Source organism: Bullifex sp. (assembly GCF_034103065.1).
Taxonomy (GTDB): domain Bacteria; phylum Spirochaetota; class Spirochaetia; order Sphaerochaetales; family Sphaerochaetaceae; genus Bullifex.
Genome location: NZ_JAXEGN010000184.1, coordinates 1 through 23,514, shown reverse-complemented (window position 1 = coordinate 23,514; position 23,514 = coordinate 1). Strand labels below are relative to the sequence as shown.

General features: G+C 34.3%; 25 protein-coding genes. 16 read left to right on the top strand and 9 right to left on the bottom strand.

Going from position 1 to position 23,514, the window contains the following annotated elements:
* Positions 1 to 199 precede the first annotated feature (199 nt).
* Positions 200 to 1,273 (top strand): tRNA 2-thiouridine(34) synthase MnmA, encoded by a 1,074-nt coding sequence (gene mnmA, locus SOY52_RS07150; protein WP_320848275.1) that lies wholly within the window; start codon positions 200 to 202, stop codon positions 1,271 to 1,273.
* 55 nt (positions 1,274 to 1,328) lie between these two features.
* Positions 1,329 to 2,138: a glucosamine-6-phosphate deaminase gene (gene nagB, locus SOY52_RS07145; protein WP_320848274.1), complete on the top strand. Its 810-nt coding sequence runs from the start codon at positions 1,329 to 1,331 to the stop codon at positions 2,136 to 2,138.
* Positions 2,139 to 2,183: 45 nt separating this feature from the next.
* Here nagB and SOY52_RS07140 read toward each other — a convergent pair whose 3' ends face one another.
* The 4 genes from SOY52_RS07140 to SOY52_RS07125 are packed head-to-tail and all read right to left on the bottom strand — an operon-like array spanning position 2,184 to position 5,985.
* A complete protein-coding gene (locus SOY52_RS07140) occupies positions 2,184 to 3,293 on the bottom strand; it encodes a YkvA family protein (RefSeq protein ID WP_320848273.1) in 1,110 nt (369 codons plus the stop codon).
* Entirely contained in the window at positions 3,290 to 4,396 is a 1,107-nt protein-coding gene (locus SOY52_RS07135) for a DUF362 domain-containing protein (protein ID WP_320848272.1), read from the bottom strand. The genes SOY52_RS07140 and SOY52_RS07135 overlap by 4 nt, the downstream gene beginning before the upstream one ends.
* Positions 4,386 to 5,195: a glycerophosphodiester phosphodiesterase gene (locus SOY52_RS07130; protein WP_320848271.1), complete on the bottom strand. Its 810-nt coding sequence runs from the start codon at positions 5,193 to 5,195 to the stop codon at positions 4,386 to 4,388. Before SOY52_RS07130 ends, SOY52_RS07135 begins: the two co-directional genes overlap by 11 nt.
* A complete protein-coding gene (locus tag SOY52_RS07125) occupies positions 5,188 to 5,985 on the bottom strand; it encodes an RNA methyltransferase (RefSeq protein WP_320848270.1) in 798 nt (265 codons plus the stop codon). Before SOY52_RS07125 ends, SOY52_RS07130 begins: the two co-directional genes overlap by 8 nt.
* On the opposite strand from SOY52_RS07125, the gene SOY52_RS07120 reads away from it, so the two are divergent.
* From SOY52_RS07120 to SOY52_RS07100, 5 genes are all read left to right on the top strand, one after another.
* On the top strand, positions 5,984 to 7,201 hold the full coding sequence (locus SOY52_RS07120; protein WP_320848269.1) for an AI-2E family transporter: 1,218 nt from the start codon (positions 5,984 to 5,986) through the stop codon (positions 7,199 to 7,201). The genes SOY52_RS07125 and SOY52_RS07120 overlap by 2 nt on opposite strands.
* Entirely contained in the window at positions 7,191 to 8,111 is a 921-nt protein-coding gene (locus SOY52_RS07115) for an Mrp/NBP35 family ATP-binding protein (protein WP_320848268.1), read from the top strand. The genes SOY52_RS07120 and SOY52_RS07115 overlap by 11 nt, the downstream gene beginning before the upstream one ends.
* Position 8,112: 1 nt before the next feature.
* Entirely contained in the window at positions 8,113 to 8,718 is a 606-nt protein-coding gene (locus tag SOY52_RS07110; protein WP_320848267.1) for an NUDIX hydrolase, read from the top strand.
* A gap of 1 nt (position 8,719) precedes the next feature.
* Complete coding sequence (locus SOY52_RS07105; protein ID WP_320848266.1) at positions 8,720 to 9,433, top strand: SIMPL domain-containing protein; 714 nt, start codon at positions 8,720 to 8,722, stop codon at positions 9,431 to 9,433.
* Between the two features lie 213 nt (positions 9,434 to 9,646).
* On the top strand, positions 9,647 to 10,753 hold the full coding sequence (locus SOY52_RS07100; protein ID WP_320848265.1) for an NAD(P)/FAD-dependent oxidoreductase: 1,107 nt from the start codon (positions 9,647 to 9,649) through the stop codon (positions 10,751 to 10,753).
* Here SOY52_RS07100 and SOY52_RS07095 read toward each other — a convergent pair.
* Entirely contained in the window at positions 10,745 to 11,641 is an 897-nt protein-coding gene (locus tag SOY52_RS07095; RefSeq protein WP_320848264.1) for a DMT family transporter, read from the bottom strand. The genes SOY52_RS07100 and SOY52_RS07095 overlap by 9 nt on opposite strands.
* A gap of 190 nt (positions 11,642 to 11,831) precedes the next feature.
* On the opposite strand from SOY52_RS07095, the gene thrH reads away from it, so the two are divergent.
* The 5 genes from thrH to SOY52_RS07070 are packed head-to-tail and all read left to right on the top strand — an operon-like array spanning position 11,832 to position 16,462.
* Positions 11,832 to 12,443: a bifunctional phosphoserine phosphatase/homoserine phosphotransferase ThrH gene (gene thrH, locus SOY52_RS07090; protein WP_320848263.1), complete on the top strand. Its 612-nt coding sequence runs from the start codon at positions 11,832 to 11,834 to the stop codon at positions 12,441 to 12,443.
* Positions 12,444 to 13,355, top strand: coding sequence for an S-adenosyl-l-methionine hydroxide adenosyltransferase family protein (locus SOY52_RS07085; protein ID WP_320848262.1), 912 nt, complete (start codon positions 12,444 to 12,446; stop codon positions 13,353 to 13,355).
* A gap of 14 nt (positions 13,356 to 13,369) precedes the next feature.
* Entirely contained in the window at positions 13,370 to 13,921 is a 552-nt protein-coding gene (locus tag SOY52_RS07080; protein WP_320848261.1) for an ECF-type riboflavin transporter substrate-binding protein, read from the top strand.
* Positions 13,922 to 13,928: 7 nt separating this feature from the next.
* Complete coding sequence (locus tag SOY52_RS07075; RefSeq protein WP_320848260.1) at positions 13,929 to 15,635, top strand: ABC transporter ATP-binding protein; 1,707 nt, start codon at positions 13,929 to 13,931, stop codon at positions 15,633 to 15,635.
* On the top strand, positions 15,632 to 16,462 hold the full coding sequence (locus SOY52_RS07070) for an energy-coupling factor transporter transmembrane component T (RefSeq protein ID WP_320848259.1): 831 nt from the start codon (positions 15,632 to 15,634) through the stop codon (positions 16,460 to 16,462). Before SOY52_RS07075 ends, SOY52_RS07070 begins: the two co-directional genes overlap by 4 nt.
* Here the strand turns inward: SOY52_RS07070 and metK are convergent.
* Positions 16,446 to 17,579, bottom strand: coding sequence for a methionine adenosyltransferase (metK, locus tag SOY52_RS07065; RefSeq protein ID WP_320848258.1), 1,134 nt, complete (start codon positions 17,577 to 17,579; stop codon positions 16,446 to 16,448). The two genes, SOY52_RS07070 and metK, sit on opposite strands and share 17 nt — an antisense overlap.
* A 327-nt stretch (positions 17,580 to 17,906) precedes the next feature.
* Here metK and SOY52_RS07060 point away from each other — a divergent pair, with 327 nt between their 5' ends.
* On the top strand, positions 17,907 to 18,260 hold the full coding sequence (locus SOY52_RS07060) for a TraR/DksA family transcriptional regulator (RefSeq protein WP_320848257.1): 354 nt from the start codon (positions 17,907 to 17,909) through the stop codon (positions 18,258 to 18,260).
* Positions 18,261 to 18,296: 36 nt separating this feature from the next.
* Here SOY52_RS07060 and SOY52_RS07055 read toward each other — a convergent pair whose 3' ends face one another.
* Complete coding sequence (locus tag SOY52_RS07055) at positions 18,297 to 18,941, bottom strand: MBL fold metallo-hydrolase (protein WP_320848256.1); 645 nt, start codon at positions 18,939 to 18,941, stop codon at positions 18,297 to 18,299.
* Complete coding sequence (locus SOY52_RS07050) at positions 18,941 to 19,579, bottom strand: DbpA RNA binding domain-containing protein (protein WP_320848255.1); 639 nt, start codon at positions 19,577 to 19,579, stop codon at positions 18,941 to 18,943. Before SOY52_RS07050 ends, SOY52_RS07055 begins: the two co-directional genes overlap by 1 nt.
* 187 nt (positions 19,580 to 19,766) lie before the next feature.
* Between SOY52_RS07050 and SOY52_RS07045 the strand changes: the two genes are divergently transcribed.
* Genes SOY52_RS07045 through SOY52_RS07035 form a run of 3 tightly spaced genes read left to right on the top strand, consistent with a single transcriptional unit; the run spans position 19,767 to position 23,032 of the window.
* Positions 19,767 to 20,810, top strand: a complete 1,044-nt coding sequence (locus tag SOY52_RS07045) for a hypothetical protein (RefSeq protein ID WP_320848254.1) — start codon at positions 19,767 to 19,769, stop codon at positions 20,808 to 20,810.
* Complete coding sequence (gene mltG / locus SOY52_RS07040; protein WP_320848253.1) at positions 20,803 to 22,251, top strand: endolytic transglycosylase MltG; 1,449 nt, start codon at positions 20,803 to 20,805, stop codon at positions 22,249 to 22,251. Before SOY52_RS07045 ends, mltG begins: the two co-directional genes overlap by 8 nt.
* Positions 22,229 to 23,032: a PHP domain-containing protein gene (locus SOY52_RS07035; protein ID WP_320848252.1), complete on the top strand. Its 804-nt coding sequence runs from the start codon at positions 22,229 to 22,231 to the stop codon at positions 23,030 to 23,032. Before mltG ends, SOY52_RS07035 begins: the two co-directional genes overlap by 23 nt.
* Positions 23,033 to 23,103: 71 nt before the next feature.
* Here the strand turns inward: SOY52_RS07035 and SOY52_RS07030 are convergent.
* Positions 23,104 to 23,514, bottom strand: a 411-nt coding sequence (locus SOY52_RS07030; protein WP_320848251.1) for an RluA family pseudouridine synthase, incomplete at its 5' end; no start/stop codon positions are given.

The window sequence follows — 23,514 nt, the reverse complement described above, 5'->3', positions numbered from 1 at the left end:
TGGGGCACAGTCAATTGCCCCACGATGTAACGCCATCTGCAAGTCCATAGAAGGAAACTGCAGGAATTAAAGGCAGGAGGCTAGAAGCCGTTAGTACTGCTGGGCAGTTGCAAGCTGGCACCCTTTAGGGTGGCGGTAGTTGACCCCACTTGCAGGAGAGTTAATCTTTTTTATAGACTCAACATTCGGAGGATTATAAATGAATATTTTAGTTGGACTTTCTGGTGGAATAGACTCATGTGTAAGTGCTTATTTACTTAAGAAGGCTGGTAATAATGTTTCTGGTGTTACAATGCTAATATGGAAAAAGGATTCTCCATATCCAGCACCAGTTAGTGCTAATAGTTGTTACTCACCTGCAGAAGAAGCAGATAAGGAAGAAACTGCTGAGTTTTGCCGTAAGCTTGGAATTGACTATCATGTCCTCGATTGCACAGAAATATATGAAAGCACTGTTCTTAAAAACTTTAGATCTGAGTATATGAATGGGCGTACACCTAATCCTTGCGTATGGTGTAATGCTAAAATTAAATTTGGTGCTCTTGTTGAGGCTGCAAAGGAAGCAGGACTAAAGTTTGATAAATTTGCTACAGGTCACTATGCAAGAATAATTTATAATGAAGAAAGTGGCCGATATGAACTTCATAAAGCAGTAGATGAGAAAAAGGACCAGTCATACTTCCTTTATCGTCTTTCTCAGGAGCAACTTTCAAAGATACTTTTTCCTCTTGGAGAGTTAAAAAAAGTTGATGTAAGAAAAATTGATGTAGAAATGGGCTTCCATAAAGAGGATATGGATGAAAGCCAAGATTTCTATGGCGGAGACTATACAGATTTACTTCAAGTGGAAGATAAAAAAGGCGATATTGTAAATTCTGAAGGAAAGGTGTTAGGTCACCACAATGGATTTTGGCACTATACAATAGGACAGCGAAAAGGACTTGGAATTGCAGCTCCTAGACCTCTTTATGTAATCGGCCTTGATAGCGTAAAAAACCGTGTAATTGTTGGTTATGATGAAGAGACCTTGCAGAGTTCAGTAGTTGTAAAGAACGTTAATTACGTTTCAAGAACCGACTTTGAGAGTGACAAAATTTATAATGTTAAAATTAGGTCTGCTAGCCATGGTGATGCTGCCCATGTTGAAAAAACTGAGGATGGCTTTGTGGTTAAATTCTTAACAAATGTAAAGGCTGCAACATGCGGTCAAAGTGCAGTCGTATATGATGGAGAAGTATTAGTTGCAGGAGGAATAATAGAGGGCGCAATCTAATTGTTTCTTGAATTTTTTCATGGTAGTATATAGAAAATAAGGAGAAATAAAAAAAATGCGTGTTATTATTCAAAACGATTATGAAAAGCTCTCTCTTTGGGCTGCTAGACATATCGCTAAGACAATAAAGGATCATCAGAAGGTAAGTGATAGACCTTTTATCTTAGGCCTTCCTACAGGTTCTTCCCCAATTGGAACTTACAAAGAGTTAATCAGACTTAACAAGGCTGGATATATCTCATTTAAGAATGTTGTAACATTCAACATGGATGAGTATGTTGGTCTTCCTCGCGATCATGAGCAGTCATATTGGACATTTATGCATGAAAACTTCTTTAACCATATCGATATTCCTGCTGAAAATATTAATATGCTTAATGGTAATGCAGAAGATGTAAAAGCTGAATGTGCTCGTTATGAAGAAAAGATTAAGTCTTATGGTGGTATCGATTTATTCTTAGGTGGTATTGGTGCTGATGGTCACATTGCATTTAATGAACCATTTAGTTCACTTTGCTCAAGAACACGTCAAAAGACATTAACCTATGATACAAAGGTTATGAACTCTCGTTTCTTTGGTGGAGATATTAATAAAGTACCAAATACTGCATTAACAGTTGGTGTTCAGACTGTTACAGATAGCCGTGAGGTTGTTGTATTAGTTAATGGTCATAGCAAGGCTAGAGCTTTACAGGCAACAATTGAAGGTGCTGTTTCACAGGCTTGGACATGTTCTGCTCTTCAGATGCATCCAAATGCATTAATTGTTTGTGATGAACCTGCATGTGGTGAATTAAAGGTTGATACCTACAAGTATTTTAAAGATATTGAATCAACACATCTTGATGTAGATAAGATTCTCTAAGAAGTAATTAAGGCTTCTAGGGTGCTTCCTGGAAGCCTTTTTTGATTATGTAAATAGAGGAAACAAAAGTAGCTTTAGTGGTGTTAATGAAACACTTATTGTAGTTAAGTGTACCCTTAATGCAATAAAGGCAACTACAATTGCTCCTGAACCCAAAATATAAAGAATAATTTCTGTTGAAAAGCTTTTAAGTAAAAAGAGAGTTAACTTCTTTAGTTCATCTATACTTAATTCAAGTTTGATATTTAGTTTTGTGCATAGCTTTTGAATAAATACTTTTCCACTCTCTAGTATTTCATACTCCTCAATTAACTTCTTTTCTATACCTTTTTTTAAACTTTTTTCTTTAATTATTGATTTTAGGTATGGCCACATTTTCTTTATTGCTGTGACTATTACAATTAAGGTTAACAAGTAGCCGGAGAGTAAAAGAAGAGATGCAAAATACTTTGATGCATTACCAAAGATAGGAACAAGAGTTAATATTACAGCAAGTAATGTAAAGCATAAAACTAATAAGCTTTTTGTTATTCGCTTTCTAAATGAAGCAATAATTTGTTTTCTTAGCTCTTTTGCTAAAAAGGTAGTTGCTAAGTTAGCTATCTCCTTCTTTTGGTTATTAAACACCTCATCTAGACTTTGATTTTCTTTTACTACGTTTTCAAGTGTAGACTCTAAATTATGATCTTTTAAGTATCCACCTGCTGCCTCACCAACCTTATAACCTGCAATAGCTCCTGCGGTAACACCAAAAAGCTTACCAGCAGTATCCTTTAAATGAGGGGGAAGGGAATCAATAAACCTAATTGCTTTAATTGGGTCGTTTTTAATATTCTTAACAACTCCTGCAAGCATAGTTGAGATGATAAAAGCATCATCAAGTAGTCCCACTCCTAAAATGACATCAGGTATGATATCGATTGGAGAGACAAGATATAGAATTGCAGCAATAGCACCAAATGAAATAGTTCTATGAAAAAGAGGGGATTTTATAACTTCAATTAAAATTAGTACATGGTCCCAAATCTTTTTAATTGTTTTATTTGATTTGAATTTATCTACCTTACTAATTGCTTCATCAATTGTTTTATCATCACTCTCCTTTGCTAGCTTTTGAGCAAAGGAAAGTGCATCTTCTTTTTGTTTTTCGGTCATTTTACCTCAATAAGGTTATACTCTCTTGAACCAAGACCAATAGACTGGGCATATTCAAGACCTTGTTTCCAAGAAGTATCTGGATGAATATCATCAAAGTGGTCATGATGACATTTATTTGCTTCACTTAACATTGAGTTAGGATTAACTGGCATTTTGTTAGCAGCGTCTGCACAAGCTTGGTCTAATGCAACTGGATCAAATGAAGCAAAAAGTCCGATATTAGGGATAATAGGCATATCATTTTCGCCGTGGCAATCACAATTAGGAGAGATATCAACTGCAATTGAGATGTGGAAACAAGGACGACCTGATAGAACACCTTTTGCATACTCCATCATTCTGCAGTTAAGTATTTCATTTGAGTGAGAGGTTCCTTCATGGATTGCATCCTTTGGACAAATAGCAATACATCTTCCACAGCCTACACACTTTTCATGGTCAATTGTGCATTTCTTATCTTTTAATAGAGGAGCACCGTGAGCACAGATTTTAGTACACATACCACAACCAATACATTCATCTTTGTCTACATTTGGTTTACCTGATACATGCATTTCCATCTTACCTCTTCTAGAGCCACACCCCATTCCAATATTCTTTAATGCTCCACCAAAGCCTGTACCTTCATGACCCTTAAAGTGTGAAAGAGAAATAAAGATATCTGCATCCATAATGGCTCTTCCGATTTTTGCAGTTTCGATATATTTTCCACCTTCTACTGGAATTTCAATATCATCACTACCTTTTAAACCATCACCAATGATAATTTGACAACCTGTTGAAACGTAGTTAAAACCATTTTGCTCTGCTGTTAGCATGTGGTCTAAAGCATTCTTTCTTCCGCCAACATAAAGAGTGTTACAATCTGTTAAGAAAGGTTTTCCTCCTAACTCTTTTACTTTATCAGCAACGCATTTTGCCCAGTTTGGACGTAAGAATGCAAGATTTCCTGGTTCTCCAAAGTGCATCTTAATTGCAACATATTTATCTTCAAAATCAATATTGCTTATTCCGGCCTTAGTCATAAGCCTATTAAGCTTATCAAGAAGGGAGTTATTAAAACCAGTTCTTAAATTTGTGTAAAAAACATCACTTTTCACGAATATTCATCTCCTTAGCAACTTTTATTACAAGCTGAGGGTCATCTGTCATTACAGAGTCAACCCCCATAGCAAACAGTTCACGCATTGATGCCTCATCATTGATTGTCCAAACCATTACAATTGCACCTCTTTTGTGCATTTGCTTAACAAAGTCTGGTGTTACTACCTTTATTCCCCATTGAGAGCGAGGAATTTGGAAAATTATCTTTCTATTAAAACTCTTTGGAAGAATGTGTAGCTTTTGCCTTAGTAGAATTGGAATTACCTCTAATGTTGTAATAGAAGTTAAAATATCTGGTGCTTTTTTTCTTAATTCTTTCAAATTTGAAAGATGAAATGAAGCTCCACAAACTCTGTTTTGTGCATTATGCTCCCTTATTGTTTTAATAAAAGCATCTACAATCTTTATATCTTTACTCTTTAAGTCGATATTAAAGCGTTGTTCAGGACATGCTTCAAGGGCTTCAGAGAGTGTGCAGATTTGAACACCCTTTCCCCTAAAAGGAAATGTCTTACCCCCATCCTTTGTAAATGTGTACCCTGCATCAAGTTTCTTTAGTTCTGCTAAGGTATGACTTTCTATTGTTCCACTTCCATTTGTATTTCTCTCGAGAGTAGGGTCATGCCAAATAACAAGCTCCCCATCCTTTGTAATGTGAATATCAGTTTCAACTACATCAATATCCATTTTTACTGCAGAAATAAAAGCAGGGAGAGTGTTTTCTGGATAATTAATGCTATCGCCTCTATGCGCAACGACACGAGGAAGCGGATTTAAAAAATTTTTTTCATTCATTTATTTTATCCTTATGAATTTTAATCATTTCAATTTTTCTAAATAGTTTATCAAAAAGTTGCATTTCACTTTCTTGAAGGCCAGCTTTTTCAAGTGTATCTCTAAAAAATTGATTTAACCACTTTTTCTCTTCATCCCATTTAAAATATCCAATATTAGAAAGGTGCTCGCAGGCTTCATCGCTGGCTTTTTCAATTCTTGTGCGAGTTACAGCACTTTTACCTTGAGGATATTCTTGGGCCTCCTGGAATAGAGTATATGTGATAATCTGAACTGCCTGAGAGAGGTTTAGTGATGGAAATGCATCACTCGTTGGTATTGTAACAATGGAGCTGCAAAGTGCAACCTCATCATCTCTTAATCCATCAGACTCTCTACCAAAAACAATAGAAATCCTTCCTTCTGGAAGAGTAGCAAGGTGCTTAGCTAATTGCTCAGGGGAGTAAGCTGATAACTTTCTATGCTTTCCTCTTCTTCTAGTTGCACCAACAGCAAAGATACTATCCTTTAACGCATCTTCTAGTGTGGTATAATACTTAGCATTTTCCCAAAGATCTGAAGCATGAAGTGCTAGAGTTCTTACTCTGTTATCATCGTAGCTTCTAGTAGTGACTAATGAAAGGTCTGTAATTCCCATAGTTTTCATAGCTCTACATACGGAACCTATGTTTGCACCATCTTGGGTGTCAACAAGTACTATATTAATTCTATCAAGATATTTTTGCTTTTCCATTAATCCAATAATACATACCTTGAGACTTTTTGTCTTGTGTTTTAAACTCTTTAACATGAAAGAAGAAGCGAGCAATAACTATCTGAGACAAATTAGAACAATATTATTCTTAGGAATAATAATTTTATTTCTATTTGTATTAAAAGCTACATCTGAAGTAATGATACCTGTAGCTTTTGCTCTATTTATTTTTGCATTTGTTAACCCAATTATGGAAAAGCTCTCAAAGCTGAAAATACCAAGTGGTTTATCAATTGTATTTATAATGGTCTTTGTAATTGCTATATTCTTAATATTAGGCTATTTAATCGGAATACTAGTAAATTTGCTTATTGCGAAGCTTCCATACTATGCAGAAAGAGTTAAGGCTGTAGATACTCTTTTAAGTCAATATATTATTGATTATGTAGATGATATTCCAAAGGATTTTTCAATAATTGGATCATTAAATGTTGACTGGTATTCATTTTTGATGGGCTGGCTAACAAGTATTTCATCTAGAGTATTATCACTACTATCAGATGTAATGATTATTCTAATTACATTAATGTTCTTACTTTTTGAAAGATCAACATTCATGCCTAAGATTTCATTTGCACTTGATAAAGAGAAGGGACAAAAACTCTCTTCATTACTTGGAAAAATTAATAAACAAATTTCAAAGTACCTTGCTTTAAAGACAATCATATCACTATTAACAGGTATCTGTTTCTACTTAACAGCCTTAGTAACCGGACTTGATTTCGCACTCCTATGGGGCTTCTTAGCATTCGTTTTGAACTATATACCAACTATTGGTTCAATAATTGCTACAGGTCTTACAATATTTATGGCAGTTATCCAATTTACTCCAAACTGGATTATGATAGTCTACGTTGCAGTACTAACAATTTCTATCGAAATGGTTCTTGGAAATATTATTGACCCTAGAATTCAGGGTGTACAACTTAATATTTCTCCATTAATGATACTTATCTCTCTTTCATTCTGGGGTTATATTTGGGGTATAGCAGGTATGTTCTTAGCTGTTCCTGTTATGTCTATTATCCAAATTATTTGTCTTATGGTTCCTTCCCTTAAGCCTGTTGCGATAATCCTTTCATCTGGAAAAAGCTATGTAAGAGAGTATAAAGAGAAGGAGTCGATGAAGAAAAGTATTAATAGAAGAAGAGCTAAGCATAAGGAAGAACAACAGCCACAGCGCCTTGATGATATTATCCTACCTGTGGATTTAAATAATAATGATAATAAGGAGAAAAATAATGGAAGATAATCAGGTTGATGAGTATGAACTCCAATCCCAAGCAATTAGAGAGAATATGGATAAAATCTCTCGTAAGATTCTTATCATGTCTGGAAAGGGTGGGGTTGGAAAGACTACTGTAACTGTAAATTTAGCTAATGCACTCGTAGATATGGGTTGTACTGTAGGTATCCTTGATACAGATATTCATGGACCAAATGTTGCTAAAATGCTTGGTTGTGAGGATGGTGTATTAGGATCTCCTGATGGTAAGGTTCTTTATCCTGTTGAACCAAGAGAAGGTTTAAAGGTTGTATCCTTAGCTTTTGCAATTTCAGATCCTACTGCTCCTATCATTTGGAGAGGTAGTATGAAAAATAGTGCTATTAGACAATTTTTAGCAGATGTTGAGTGGGGTACTCTCGATTATCTTTTAATTGACTCTCCTCCAGGAACTGGTGATGAACAGCTTACTGTTTGTCAGTCTATTCCTGAGCTTACTGGTACTATTATTGTAACAACACCACAGAGTGTAGCTGTGCTTGATGCTAGAAGAAGTGTAGGTTTTTCAAGAAGAATGGGTGTTGCAATCATCGGTGTTATTGAAAATATGTCTGGCTTAAAGTGTCCTGGTTGTGGAACAGAAATTCCTGTATTTGGAATTGGTGGTGGTCAGAAAATGTGCCAGGATATGCATGTTCCTTTCTTAGGAAGAGTTCCAATGGAAGTAGAGTTAAGAAAAGCAGAGGATGAAGGCGAAGATTTCATGAAAGATGGAAATACCCATCCTTCTCGCGATGCACTCTTAGAAATCGCTAGAAAGATTAACTTTGGTACTGCATGTTCAACTGGTAGAGATACTTCTTTTATGGGCACTCCTCAGTGTTCTCCTAGTGCATGTGCAGGATGTACTTCTAATTGTTCTTCAAGGAAAAAATAAGATGAAGAGTGATATTTTTACAACAGATCCTAATATCGATACTATGCATTTATATTGGGCAAGTGAAAAGCCTGAAAAGATTTTTAAATGTCCAATATTTGAAGTAAGTAAGGTAAAAAGGCAGAGTCAAGATGGTCGAGTTGGCGACTTCATAACAGTAGACTGTCCTGAATGGGTTGTAATCATTCCAATATTTAAAGATGAAAATGGTGTTGTAAGAGTTGTTGTAGAGCAACAATATCGCCATGGTTCTGATAGCGTAACAAGGGAATTTCCGGCAGGTCTTGTTGAAAAGGATGAAGATGCATTAACAGCAGCAGAAAGAGAGCTTTTAGAGGAGACAGGTATTAAGGCTAGCAAGATTACGCTCTTAGGTAACCTTTCTCCAAACAATGCATTTATGTCTAATAGACAATATTTCTTCCTTGCTGAGGACCTTGAAAAAGTAAGTGGTCAAAACTTAGATCAAAATGAGGAAATTGATATTTTATCACTTCCTTTAGCAGATGTTATTGATCAAATGGGAAGTGGCATTTCCGATAATGCGTTAATGATGGCTGCTACAGGTCTTTTATTAAAGGAAGAAAAGAAACGCGGAGGCTTTTGATTTGAAGCATTTTTGTTTAATTCTTTTAGTTTTATCACTACTTTTTACATCTTGTTCAACACTTGATAAAAGTGAAAGGACAATAATGGTATCAGGAAGAGCTGAAATTGAGGTTCAGCCAGATATGGCAACCTTTTCACTTTCTGTAACAGAAAGAGCCGATACAACTAAAGAAGCACAAGAGAGTGTAAATATTAAAATATCTAAAGTAATTGATATTTTGATGAGTGAGTATATTATCGATAGGAATGATATTAAGACTACTTATATGAATATTTCACCTGAGTATTCATGGCAAGATGGAAAACAAAACTTAATTGGTCAAAAGGCTAATCAAAGTGTTGAGATAACAGTAAGAGATATTTCTACTCTCTCATCTGTCTTTGATAGCATTACGCAAGTAAGTGGGATTTCTATTTCAAACATTTCTCTTGATTCAACACAAAGAGCTAGTTACTTATCTCAAGCAAGAAAAGAAGCTGTAGAAAATGCAAGAGAAAGGGCAAACGATTATGCAACATCTCAAGGGTTAAGGGCAGGGGATGTGATAAACATAACAGAAAAATCCTTTGATTCTACTTCTGTCAGGATTGGTAATGCTGTAATGGCAAAAGCTATGATGCTGGATGAATCTGTCAATGCTTCAACAGAGTATTATTTTTCTTCAATCAAGGTCTCTTCCGAGATTGTTGGAGTATTTGAATTAATAAAATAAAAAATAATTTGTTTTAGCACTGGACAAAACTTATGCCATATGTTATAAATAAAGCATGTTCGGGTTTTCCCCTGTTTTACACCTGAACATCTTGTAATACTTTCGTGTTTACGAACGTCCTGTCGGAGGTGCAAGCTGACAGGGCATTTTTTTTATTAAATATTTATTCTATTTTTCAACCTTGTGTATTATCCTTATTCTTGAGGTGAAACAATGAATATTGTAATTATTGGCTATAGCGTTGCTGCTGCAACTGCTTCAAAAAGATTAATTAAAGAAGGTCATAATGTGACCATAATATCAAAGGAGATTGAAGCTCCATACTATAGAGCTAGAATACTTGAGCTCTTAGAGGGAAAAAGTTTAGCAGATATTAAGATTGCAGCAGATAGTGCAAATGTAATTAATAAAGCAGCAATTAAAATTGACAGAGATAAACACCAAGTAGTACTTGATGATAATTCTTTAGTTGACTATGACAAACTAATTTTAGCAGTGGGTTCAAATGCAAATAAACTACCTATTAATAATAGTAAAGTTATTGCAATTAGAACTGTTAAGGATGTTGAAGTATTAATGTCTATGTTAAAGAATGCTAATTCAGTAGCAGTTCTAGGTGGTGGACTTTTAGGTTTGGAGGCTGCCGTTAAAATTCATGATGCTTCAGGAATCCGTGTAAGTGTAATTGATCGCTCTGAGTGGGTATTATCAAGACAATTTGGAAAAGAAGAGGGCGAATACCTTGCAAAAAGATTATCAGAGATGGGTATTGATGTATTAACTCAAGCAGGAAATGTAACAGTTGAAGATGGACTTGAGATAACACTTCAAGATGGAAGAAAGCTAATGTGTGATATCCTCGTTACTTCAATTGGTGTTAAACCAGAGGTTCAACTTGCAAAAGATTGTGGCTTAAATATTAATAGAGGTATCGTTGTTGATAATACATTAAAGACAAATGATGATGATATTTATGCTATTGGAGACTGTGCTGAAGTAGAAGGTAAGACACCTTGTATGGTATCTAGTGCTCTTGATATGGCTAGATGTGTACTTAATCCTGGAAAGACTTATAAAACAGCATCTCCATCAGCTGTATTAAAAATATCCTCCCTTGAGGCAGTTTCCTTAGGTAGTGCTACAGAAAATGGTGTTAGACACGTAGTTGAAACTCCTACTTCAAGAGAGGTATTTGTTCTTGATGGTGATGTACTTTCAGCATACTATGCCGTCGGCACATCAAAGAATATGGTTAACGCTAAATTGGCACTCTCAAAACCTTTAACTGAAAAGCAAAAGAGTGACTTTGGCTTAATTTAAGCTTTTCTTATCAGATAAGAAGCTTAAGAACATTCCCAATAGCATTATTGATGAACCAATTAATAGTGCAAATGAGAATGTATTGTAGATAAAGTAATCTAAAAAGAGTGAGGCTATTAGCTGACCTGCTGAAAGCAGTAATGCTGAGTATACTGCAGGTATTTTAGGTATAATAATGTTAGTACTAACAACTACCCAAACCCCTAATAGTCCTCCTCCTACAATTAAAAAGAATGGAACTGTAGGAACCTTTATTAACGCCTCAGTAGTTACTTGAGGTTTAGTTAAGAATGAGAAAATAACAATACCAAATAATCCTGAAATAACATTCTGTCTTGCAGAAAATAGTGGGCCTTTAGCTTTAGCAAAATTACTATTATATACCATTTGAGTCATGGTAAGAGCGCCTGCTAAAAATGCTAAAAATAAATACAAGATTTTAAATGAACCACCTGAGAGCAAGCTCATAACTAATATTCCAAGAAATGAAACTGCTAGAGAAAACCATTTTTGCTTTGTAATTGATTTTTTCTCAATTCCGAATAATCCAGTCACATCAAAAAATAGTCCAATAGCACTTTGACCAAATACCGCAAGAGCCATTGCTAGAGTTGCCCCAATTTCAAGGACTGTATAGTAGTTAATGGTTAAGATAAATAAACCAAATATTCCACCAAAATACATGTACCAATGACTCTTAGTTCTCTGTGGACATAGTTGTTTATTCCTTCTTAAGAGGATCATTAAAATAGTGATAAAAATAATACCTACAAGTTGGTTTATCATTGTACTAACCTCTGTGGAGGTAGCAACACCAAACTGTGTATTAAAGATAACCATTACAGAAATAATGGCTCCTGTTAAAAATGATAAAATATAGTTAAGCATGACGATTATGTTACCAAATTATAAAGTTTCCTGCTATTAATTCTCTTTCTATTGAGTAATAGAAGTGTTTTTTTATATCATCAAAATATGGAAAATGAGCTTAAAGAATGTACTAATTATTATTTTTTTACTTCTAAGCTCTCATGCGCTAAAAATAATCACAAAAAATTAATTACTGGAGGATGCTATCATGGAAGTAGTATGTCTTGATCTTGAAGGAGTATTAGTCCCTGAAATATGGATTGCGTTTGCAGAAAAAACAGGTATTGAGCGTCTTAAGCTCACTACTCGTGATATTCCTGATTACCATGTGTTAATGAATGGAAGAATGGAAATATTAAGAGAACATGGCCTTACTTTAAAGGACATTCAAGATGTAATTGCAACTATTAAGCCACTTGAAGGTGCAAAGGAATTCTTAGATAAGCTTAGATCAATTACTCAAGTAATTATTCTTTCCGATACATTTGCTGAGTTTGCTTCTCCATTAATGAAGCAGCTTGGATGGCCAACAATCTTTTGTAACTCTCTCGAAATTGATGAAAAGGGTATGCTTTCTGGAATTAAAATGAGGCAGGAAGATGGAAAGAGAAAGGCTATTGAAGGTTTACGTTCAATGGGATTTAGAACTTTTGCCGCTGGTGATAGCTACAATGACCTTAATATGATTAAAACTGCTGATGCAGGATGCTTGTTCCGTGCTCCTGAAAATATCTTAAAGGAATATCCTCATTTAGCTCTTCATACAACATATGAAGGATTTTATAATGAAATTGAGAAGTTCGTTAAGAAAGGAAACTAAATGATAAACTTAACAAGTTTTATTGGCTCAAAGAAAACTGTAGGTGAAAAAATATCTAGTGATAAAAGAACTAGGAAATGCGTAGTTTTTCTCTCTGATTTTGGTACTGTTGATGGGGCTGTTAGCGCTATGCATGCAGTAGCAGATGATGTCGATGAGACTCTTCGCCTTGAGGATTTAACTCATGAAATACCTCAGTTTAATATTTGGGAAGCAAGCTATAGACTTATTCAAGCTCTAACATATTGGAAAAAAGGTACAGTATTTGTCTGTGTCGTTGATCCGGGCGTTGGTTCTGATAGAAAGAGTGTTGTAGCGCTTACAAATAGTGGACACTTCATTGTCACTCCTGATAATGGAACACTTACACACGTTGCACAAGAAATAGGAATTTCTGCTGTAAGAGAAATTGAAGAAGCAACAAACCGCTTACATGACTCTCAAGCAAGCTATACCTTCCATGGTAGAGATGTATATGCATATACAGCAGCTCGTTTGGCAAGTGGAATTATTTCATTTGAAGAGGTTGGGCCAAGCCTTGATACTGAAAGTATTGTAAAGCTAGATTTATCTCCTGCCTCAATTTCAAATGGTGAAATAACAGGTAACATAGATATCCTTGATACTCGTTATGGATCGCTTTGGAGTAATATTCCAAGAGAATTAGTAACAGAGGCTGGAATAAGCTATGGGGATTTAGTTGACGTAAAAATAAGCCATAAGGGTTGTATCGTTTTTGGTTATCCATTGAAGCTTTGTAAAAACTTTACTGAAGTTAATATGGGAGAACCTTTGATGTATATAAACAGTTTATTGAATGTTGGTATTGCATTAAACCAAGGTGACTTTGCCTCTGTTTATCACATACAAACAGGAGAAGGCTGGAAAATAAAGATTAAAAAACACCTATAATAAGGAGTATAAAAATGAATAAAAAATCACCAATTACAGTATTTGTTGCTGTTGGTATCGGAGCTGCGCTCTTCTTCGTTCTTGGTCGCTTTGTTGCTATCCCAAGTCCAGTACCTAACACAAACATTTCCTTACAGTATGGTCTACTTGCATTTATGGCTGCTCTTTTTGGACCTCTTGCAGGTGCATTAATTGCATTTATCGGACATGCATTAATTGACTTCTCATATGGTTGGGGCGTTTGGTGGAGCTGGGTTATCGCATCTGCAGTAGCTGGTCTTATCATGGGCTTTGGTTGTAAGAAAATTAACCTTGAGAAAAACTTTGGTAAAAAAGAAATTGGTATCTTCAACGTTGTGCAGGTTGTTGCTCACTTAGTTGCATGGGGAGTAGTTGCACCAGTTCTTGATATCTTAATTTATGCTGAACCAGCTAATAAGGTATTTACTCAGGGCTTAGTTGGTGGTATTGCTAACATCGTTACAACTGCAATTGTTGGAACCCTTTTAGCTATCGCTTTCTCTGCAGCAAAACCAAAAGCAGGTTCATTAAAGAAAGAAGCTTGAGGATAGTATGAGTGAAAGCGTAATAGAATTTAAGGACTTTACCTTTAAGTATGAGTCTCAGGCAGAACCAACTCTTTTCAATATTAATTTAACAATTAAAAAGGGTGAGAAGGTCCTTATTTGTGGTCCTTCTGGCTGTGGTAAATCTACGCTTTCACACTGTATGAATGGTCTTATTCCTGCCTCCTATCCAGGAGAAGCTACAGGTAGCTTAACTATTGGTGGAGTAAGTTATAAAGACCATTCAATATTCTCACTCTCAAAGATCACAGGTACCGTACTCCAAGATTCTGATGGACAGTTTATTGGATTAACTGTTGGGGAAGACATTGCATTTGCCCTTGAGAATGAGAATATAAAAGTCCCAGAGATGAAAGAAAGAGTATTAAATGCTGCTAAAAAGGTAGGCATCGAAGGCTTCCTTTCTCATGCTCCCCATGAGTTATCGGGAGGTCAGAAACAGAGAGTATCTCTTGCTGGAATCATGGTAGATGATGTTTCTCTTTTTTTATTTGACGAGCCTCTTGCTAACTTAGATCCTCAAGCCGGTAAAAGTACTATTGAACTAATTGAGCAAATTCATAAAACAACTGATAGCGCAGTAGTAATAATTGAGCATCGTCTTGAGGATGTATTATATCGAGATGTTGATAGAGTAATCTTGATGTCTGAAGGTAGAATTATTGCAGATTTATCTCCAGATGAACTACTTTCTTCTAATTTATTAATAGAAAATGGTATTAGAGAGCCTCTATATGTAACTGCTTTAAAGTATGCAGGAGTAGAGATCACACCATCAATTAAACCAGGTAGAATCGACACATTGATGCTCTCAAGTGAAGATAAAGAAAAGGTTAATAAGTGGTATAAAAATGTAACTATAGATCAAAGTCCTCTATCAGATGAGGTTTTACTTGAAGCAAAGGATATTTCATTTGCATATGAGGGTGGATACCAAGCCTTAAGTAATATTTCATTAAAAGTCAATAAAGGTGAAATGCTTAGCATTGTAGGAAGAAATGGTGCAGGTAAGTCTACATTTTCAAAGCTCATTTGTGGTTTTGAAAAGCCTCAAAAGGGTGTTTTCTACCTCAATGGCAATGATTTATCTTCTTATTCAATTAAAGAAAGAGCTGACCATATAGGATATGTAATGCAAAACCCTAATCAGATGATTACAAAGCCTATGATAAGAGATGAGGTATCTTTAGGTCTCGTGCTTGAAGGTAAACTGAGTGATGATGAAATAAAGGCTAAAGTTGACTCTGTATTAAAGGTTTGCGGGCTATATGAAATGCGTTCATGGCCTGTAAGTGCACTCTCTTATGGACAAAAAAAGAGAGTTACTATTGCGTCAATTCTTTCAATGGACCCAGAAATAATAATCCTTGATGAGCCAACTGCAGGACAGGATTTAAGACACTATACAGAGATAATGGAGTTCTTGAAAAAGCTAAATTCTCTTGGCGTAACTATTATATTAATTACTCATGATATGCACTTAATGCTTGAATACACAAAAAGGGCAGTCGTGTTTACTAATGGTCACTTAATTGCAGATACTTCCTGTGAAGAAATTTTAACTGATGAAAGACGCTGTGAAGAGGCAAGCTTAAAAAAGACCTCACTCTCTGCACTAGCATCGCTTTGTAGTCTTCCTGAAACTGAATTTGTTAGACGCTTTATCCAAGAAGATAAAAGGAGAAGAGCATGAGCTCAATCTTTAACTATATCGAGAGAAAATCTGTTATCCATGAATTAACTGGTGCAACAAAGCTACTAGTATTAATCTTATGGTCATTTGCTGCAATGACTACCTTTGATACTCGTTTTTTAGCTGTTCTTCCAATCTTAGCTATAGTTTTATTTTCACTTTCAAAGATAAAATTTAAAGATGTTAGTTTTTTACTATGGTTTACCTTTGTCTTTATGGTATTAAATAATCTCCTTATTTATTTGTTTTCACCAGAGCATGGAGTTAGCATATATGGAACTAGAACCTTATTATTTAAAGGCTTGGGAAGGTGGACCATTACTGCTGAGCAACTTTTTTATCAACTAAATGTTGTATTAAAATATCTAGCTACAATTCCGGTTGTTATTCTTTTTGTTTCGACAACAGACCCTAGTGAATTTGCCTCTTCCTTAAATAGAATTGGTATTAGCTATAAAGTTGCTTACTCTGTTTCGCTTGCACTACGTTATATCCCTGATATCCAAAGAGAGTTTAAAGACATCATGATTAGTCAGCAGGCTAGAGGTTTAGAGATGGCTTCAAAGAAGCAAAATCTAATAAAAAGACTTAAAAATGCTGCCGCTATGCTATTTCCTTTAATTATTTCAAGTATGGATAGAATTGAGACTATCGCGAATGCAATGGAGCTAAGGGGTTTTGGTAAGCGAAAAAAAAGAACGTGGTATTCATCACGTCCTTTTAAAGCTTCAGATTATCTAGCACTTTTTTTAGCAATAGCACTACTAATCATTTCTCTATCTTTAAATTTTGTTAATCAAGGAAGATACTTTAACCCATTTGTATAAGGTCATTTAAGGCTTCCATGTTTATTTCTTCCCATGTGGAATTAGGGTTTCTAAAGTGTCCTGTTTCAGAGAGTATAGAGTATTGAGGCTTTGTAAGATTATAAGCCTTTATAATACCTTTTGGAGAAAGATCATAGTGCTTATTAATCCAATTAAGTAAGCATTCATCAGGAAGAGTTCCGGTATTATATGTATTAATATAAATAGATACAGGCTCCTTAACACCAATTGCGTAAGCTAATTGAATCTCACATTCCTTTGCTTTTTTTGCCATTACAATTGTTTTTGCAATGTTTCTTGCTGCATATGCAGCGCTTCTATCTACCTTAGTTGCATCCTTACCAGAGAATGCTCCACCACCATGATGAGCATATCCACCATATGTGTCTGCAATAATCTTTCTACCAGTAAGACCTGTATCTGCAGCAGGGCCTCCTAATACAAAGCGTCCTGTTGGGTTAATAAAATACTTTGTATCGTCATCTAATAAATCAGCTGGGATAGTATATTTAATAACATGCTTAAGTAAATCACTTCTTAGTCTTTCAATTTCTATATCGTCATCATGTTGAGCAGATAAAACAACTGTATCAACTCTTTTTACTGTACCATTATCATCATATTCAACTGTTACTTGAGATTTTCCGTCTGGTCTTAAATATGATAAAATATTTTTTTCTCTTACTTCAGTTAGTCTAGATGTTAATTTATGTGCAAGTGAAAAAGCGAGTGGAAGAAATTCATCAGTTTCATCGGTTGCATAACCAAACATCATTCCTTGGTCACCTGCACCTTCATTATCAACACCCATTGCGATATCAGGACTCTGTGTATTAAGTGTGATAATTACATTTGTCTGATCTGTAAATTTATACTCAGGCTTTGTATAACCTATTTTTTTAATAGTGTCCCTTACGATTTGTTCATAATTAACACTTGCTTTTGTAGTTATTTCACCCATTACATGCACAAACTCAGTACATGCTGTAGTTTCAATTGCGGCTCTTGAATTTGGGTCTTGAGAAAGAAGTGCGTCCAGAAGTGCATCAGAAATCTGGTCGCACACTTTGTCTGGATGTCCTGCTGTAACGGACTCCGAAGAAAATAGTCTCTTCATAATGTGCTCCTATAATTTTTTTGCTCTAAATGCTTCTGGTCCATTTATTGCAGGGACTAATTTACACTATCAAATGTTAATAGTCAACAGAGATACAAAAAATTATTTTATGGATATACAAGGAAATAACTTGGAAAATGATAGAAAAACAAAAACAATATATTTTATAATAAATTATAATTAATTATAAATATAATAAAGAAATATATTAAATATATTGACGATAACTAAAAAAATGTAACAAAAATAATTTAAAGCAGAAAAAGCTTGACAATGTAAAAAAATCAGTTATATTCACTTTAGGTTTATCTCTTTAGGAGGTGTAATATGGCTAGTGATTTTACTCAAGAGATGAAAGAATTATTGCTTCAAGAAAGGGCTTCTCTTATTGCTAAAATGCAAGGTGATAACGATAAGTTTAAGACTGAAGCTACAACAGGTAGAGGTGATAGTGTCGATTTAGCAAGTGATGAAGGTGCATTCAAGAAGATGGAAGCACTTAATGCTATGGATGCAAAAAGACTTACTTCTATTGAGAACGCTTTAAAGCGTATCAGTGAAAATCGTTATGGAATTTGTCTAAAGTGTGGAAAAAAGATTCCAGAAGATAGGTTAAGAGCTATGCCTTCTGCAGTACTTTGTATCGATTGCAAAACAGCAGAAGAAAAGAGATCTCGCTGATTATTTCAAAAGGGCACCAAAAGGTGCTCTTTTGTTTTAAAGATATGAATTATTCTTCTTTTCAAAACCTATTGTAGTACTAGGACCATGACCCGGTAAAACTAAAATGTCTTCATCAAGTTTTTTTAATTTCTGTAAAGAAGAAATAATTTGAGTAAAGTTACCATTTTGTAAATCTGTTCTTCCAATACTTGCTTTAAAAAGTGTATCACCGGAGAAGAGAATTTTTTCCTCTCTATTTAGAAGACAAATTGACCCCGGGGTATGCCCCGGAGTAGATAGCACTTCAAATGATGATATCTTATCTTGGTCATTTAAGAGAATATCTGGACTTGGAAGAGGTAAATAGGACATCATTTTGTTGTAAAATAATCCACTATCAAAAAAGCTTATATCCTGTTTTATAAGTTCGCCTCCATCTGTTAAATATGGTGAATCAGCTTTTGAAATAGCAATTTTTACATTTGGAAAATCATCTTTTAATTCTCTTAAATTAAGCACATGGTCAAAGTGACCATGTGTTAAGATAATTAAGTCTAGGTTTAAATTTTTAGCTTTAAGAAAATTAACAATTTTACTACTTTCTGTAGGAGGAGCATCGATTAATGTAACAGATGAATTATCTTCTACAATGTAACAATTAGTTGCAAAAGCTCCTACAGAGAGTGGGGTAATAATCATTATGCCTCTACCTTCTCAGGGGAAGCTTCTTCAGTTTTTCTATCCTCTCTTTTTTCTCTATTTGAGATGTTAATCTGAACTGTTCTACCCTTGATAACCTTTCCAAGAAGCTTGTTAATAGCAATATTACAATTTTCTTCACTCATTGAAACAAATGAATATTTATCATGAACCCTTACCATGTAAATATCATCTTTGGTAATACCTGTATCTTCGCAGAGAAGCTCTACAAGATCCTTTGCATAGATTCTACCCATCTTACCAAGGTTAATATAAAGAGTCTTTGCACCTTCTGGTACAACCTTTACCTGTCTAGGTTTCTCGACTTTACTATGTTCTTCCACTGGAGAAACAGTAGAAACAATTTTTTCAGCTTTCTTTTCTACTTCTCTAATTGGAGCAGGTGCGCTCTTTCTTACTTCTTTTCTAGCAAATTTTTCCTTTTTAACATTTTTTCTTGTTAGTTCTCTAAGAAGGTAAGCAGAGAAATAACCTCTTAAAGTGAAAGGAACATTTTTCTTAATAAGCTTTTTGAGCATGTCGAGCTCTTCCGGGTTGCTGTCAATCTTGATGCTGTTAACAATATCCTTTATTTTCTCTGCAAGGCTATCAAGATCCAACTCCATCTCTTTTTCCATTTTAAAACTCCTACATAATAATGTGGCTAAATTTGTTTTTAAATATCAGGAAGCGGATTGTCAAAAAATAAAATATGTTGCAATCATACCGGGCAAAATGCCTCTGTTAGAATACTTTGTATCAATGTATTTTGTCAATTTGAGAATAATTGCCCCAGTGGCTTATTATGCGTTATAATCCCAAAATATGCAGAACTTTCTTAATGAAATCCAATTAGCAGAAAAACAAATAGAGTCGTCATACCAAGATTTGAGGACATTTGCCTTTCAGCTTTGTGATGAAGTTATGAAAAATGGTACAGGCTCTGATATAGTAATTGCACCTTCATTAAAGAGTGCAGTTGAAGAAGCATTAAAGGATAAGAATGCTTTAGTAGAGTCATTAAATAATTCTAAAAGTGATAGCACTACACTTGAAGACTCTAAGCTGCAAGTTGGAGACTTAAAAAAACGCTTAGATGAAATTGAGAAAAAAATAAGAGAACTAAAAAAAACATTAGGTGCTATTGCCTTTGAACGCTCTCAAGCTGAAGATGCTGACCAAAGGCTTAAAGAGCTATTTAAAGGAGAAGTTGAAAAGTATAAAACTATTTCACAAAATCGTAATTCTGAAAGCATCTTTTCTAAAACAATTGCAAAGGTAAAGTATTCTCAATACATCAAAAAACAAGATAATACTTTTATTAGTCTCTTTAATTTACTTGACTCGAATAAGCTATTAAAGACAATTAGAAGTCCTCGAAGTGAGGATTTGATAAATGAATATCAAAAGCTTTCGAAGAAGAGAGAAATAATTAAAAAGCGATTAAAGAGTAGACAAAACCAAGTTGATAACCTAATGAGTAACTATCAAGATGATAGCATAACTATCTTAGAGGAAAGTTTAAAGGACGCTGAGAGTAGTTATGAAGAGGCTTGTATCAGCTATGGATTATTTTTATTTGATAATGGATCAAAATGGATTAATGCATCAACTCAAGATCAATTACTTGATCTAATGACTCAAATGCTTCAAACCCAACGTTATATTGATTCTCAAACTGAGTACATTAAAAAGTGTCGTTCAATGCTTGTCTTAGATGATTATTCTGCAATTATCCATGAAAATGAAAAGAAAATTTCATCTCTTAAAAAGGAAATTGCTAGAATAAATGATCAAATTAGTGATATTGAAAAAGAAAATATAAATTTAAGGCAAAAAATTAAAAAGCTAGGTGGTTTAGATGAGTGATAATAAATTTAAAGTACCAGCTAAAAGTGCCCCTACAAAGAGAGGAAGTAGTAGTAAGAATAATACTCAAACTGAGGAAAAGGTAAAAAAAACTACTACTCCTAAGAAATCAACTTCTACTCCTAAGAAGAGTGAAGGGGAAGTTAAAAAGAAAGTTAATAGTACACAAGAAAAGAAAGAAATAACTAGCAAGAAAGCAAAAGTTAATCTTATTTTTGATAAACAAGAACTTCCAAAGAACAATCCATCTCTAGCAAATATGACTAGAGAAGAAAGGCTTGCTTATTTAAATCCTAAGGATGTTAAGAAAAATGTTGAAAAACCTAAAGAAGAAAAGGGAAAGGAAACAAGAAGTGAAATAACATCTTTAATGGAGAGTGTTAAGAAAAATACTCCCAAGAAAGAAGAGAATGTCCAAAAGGAAATAACTCTCCCTGTAAAAAAGGAAAAAAGTAATACCCTAATATATCTTGTAATACTATTAATAATTATTTTATTAATCTTAACAATTGCACTCTTAGTTAAGAAGAGAATAAATAAGCCAAAGCAAATTGAAAATGGTAATATTTATTTGGCAACTAATGAGGATTTAAGTGTAAAACTAACAATAAAATCTGGAATGAGTGCTTCTCAAGTTGCCTCAATTTTACCATCTTTTTTGCAAAAGGATTTGTTTTTGACTTATGTAAATCAAAATAATCTAGCTAGTAGTATTAGAACTGGTGAATACCTTATTAATTCAACTTTTAATGAAGAGGAAGTTGCTAAACTAATTACTACAAAAAAGGTGAATGATAGTGTATTAATATACCCAGGCTATACTTTAAATGATATCGATCTTGCACTCTCAAATAGAGATTTAATTAAGGCGGGAGAGTTTTTAAAAGCAGCTGAAAGTTTTAGTAAAGCAAATGGACTATCATTTTCTGAAGGATATTTTCTCTCTGGTGAATATAAATTTATTTCCTCAATAGATTTACTTGAAGAGATGAATAACGCTCTTTTTGAAATATTAAAAAACTATCCTGAACAAGTTGTAAACAGTGGTTTAAGTGTAGATGAAATTGTAAAAATTGCCTCAATTATCAATCGTGAAACTCAAGATAATACGCAAATGAGTGATATTGCTGCAATAATATTAAATAGGTATAGACAAAATATGCCACTTGGAATTGATGCTACTACTCGCTATGAACTTAATAACTGGAGTGATGTTATTAGTCAAAGTATATATGAAAAAGACACTCCGTATAACACTAGAAGAAAGGCAGGACTTCCTCCAACTGGAATAGGTTGTCCATCAGAGGAGGCAATACTTGCAGTCCTTTTTCCTTCAAAAATTAGTGATCTTTATTACTTGCATGATAAAGAGGGCAAGTTATATACTTCTCAGAGTTACGAGGAACACTTAAAAACCTATGAAAAAGTACACAGCTTATAATCTTCATACCCATTCTTTCTATTGTGGGCATGGTTCTGGTACGCTTGATGAATATTGTATTGCTGCAATCAGTCAAAATCTAGAACTACTTGGCTTTTCTGAGCACCTCCCACTTCCAGATAGAAGATTTCAGTCTTCAAGAATGGATAATTCGATGATGACTATATATGAAAAAGATGCTTTAGAAATGGATGCAAAATATCAAAATCTTAAGGTCTTACTCGCCTATGAATGTGATTACAGTAGGGAATACTATAACTACTATCGTGATTTACTAGATTCAAAGCGTGTTAATTATCTAATTACTGGAACACATTTTATTAAAGACAAAGATGGAAGATATTCATCGATATTTACAAATCCTATGGATGAATATGGTTTAAAGCAATATGCGAAAACTGTGATTGAAGCAATGGAAAGTAACCTCTTTTCATTTGTTGCTCATCCTGATTTATTTTTATCAGCTTATCAAGGTAATAAGGATGAAAGCTTAGCGGTAATAAAAGATATTATCGCGCTTTCAAAAGAGAAAAACATTCCTCTTGAAATTAATGGAAATGGAATGCTAAAGAAAAAGGTAAATGGACACTACCAATATCCTTGTGATGAATTTTGGCACATGGTAGAAGATCAAAAGGCTCCAACTGTAAGAAATACAGATAGCCATTCTCCAAACTCAATTGAATTGAGCCTAAGACTAATAAAAGAATATGTAAAGGATTTTTCCTTAAATTGGGTATATCCTTGTTTGGATAAGAATAATCTTACTTTTGAATGCTAAGTACTAGGGAATAATAAATTAATACTAATCTATTATTCCCATTTTTTTACTATAAACTTTAGAATAGAATATTAAAATTCAGGATTGGAGGTGAATGTAAGCTTTTCACCAGTAGTTGGATGATAAAAGCTAAGGGAACGTGCATGAAGGCATAGCCTTTCAAATTCTTTTCTCTCTCCATAAAGTCTATCTCCAACAATAGGTAGATTGAGGCCACTTGCTGCATGAACTCTAATTTGATGGGTCCTTCCTGTATGAGGATAGAAGAGAACACGACTAACCTTTTCATTATTTAAAACTTCAATTCTTACTCTCTTATAATCTGTAAGTGCGCTTTTACCTTTTTCAATATCTACAATTTGGTATGGTCTATTATCGACATCTAAACGCATTGGGAGATTAATTGTACCACTTTCTTTAGTTAAAACACCTCTAAGGAGAGCTTCATAAACCTTTTCAGTTTTTCTACTTTCAAATTGCAT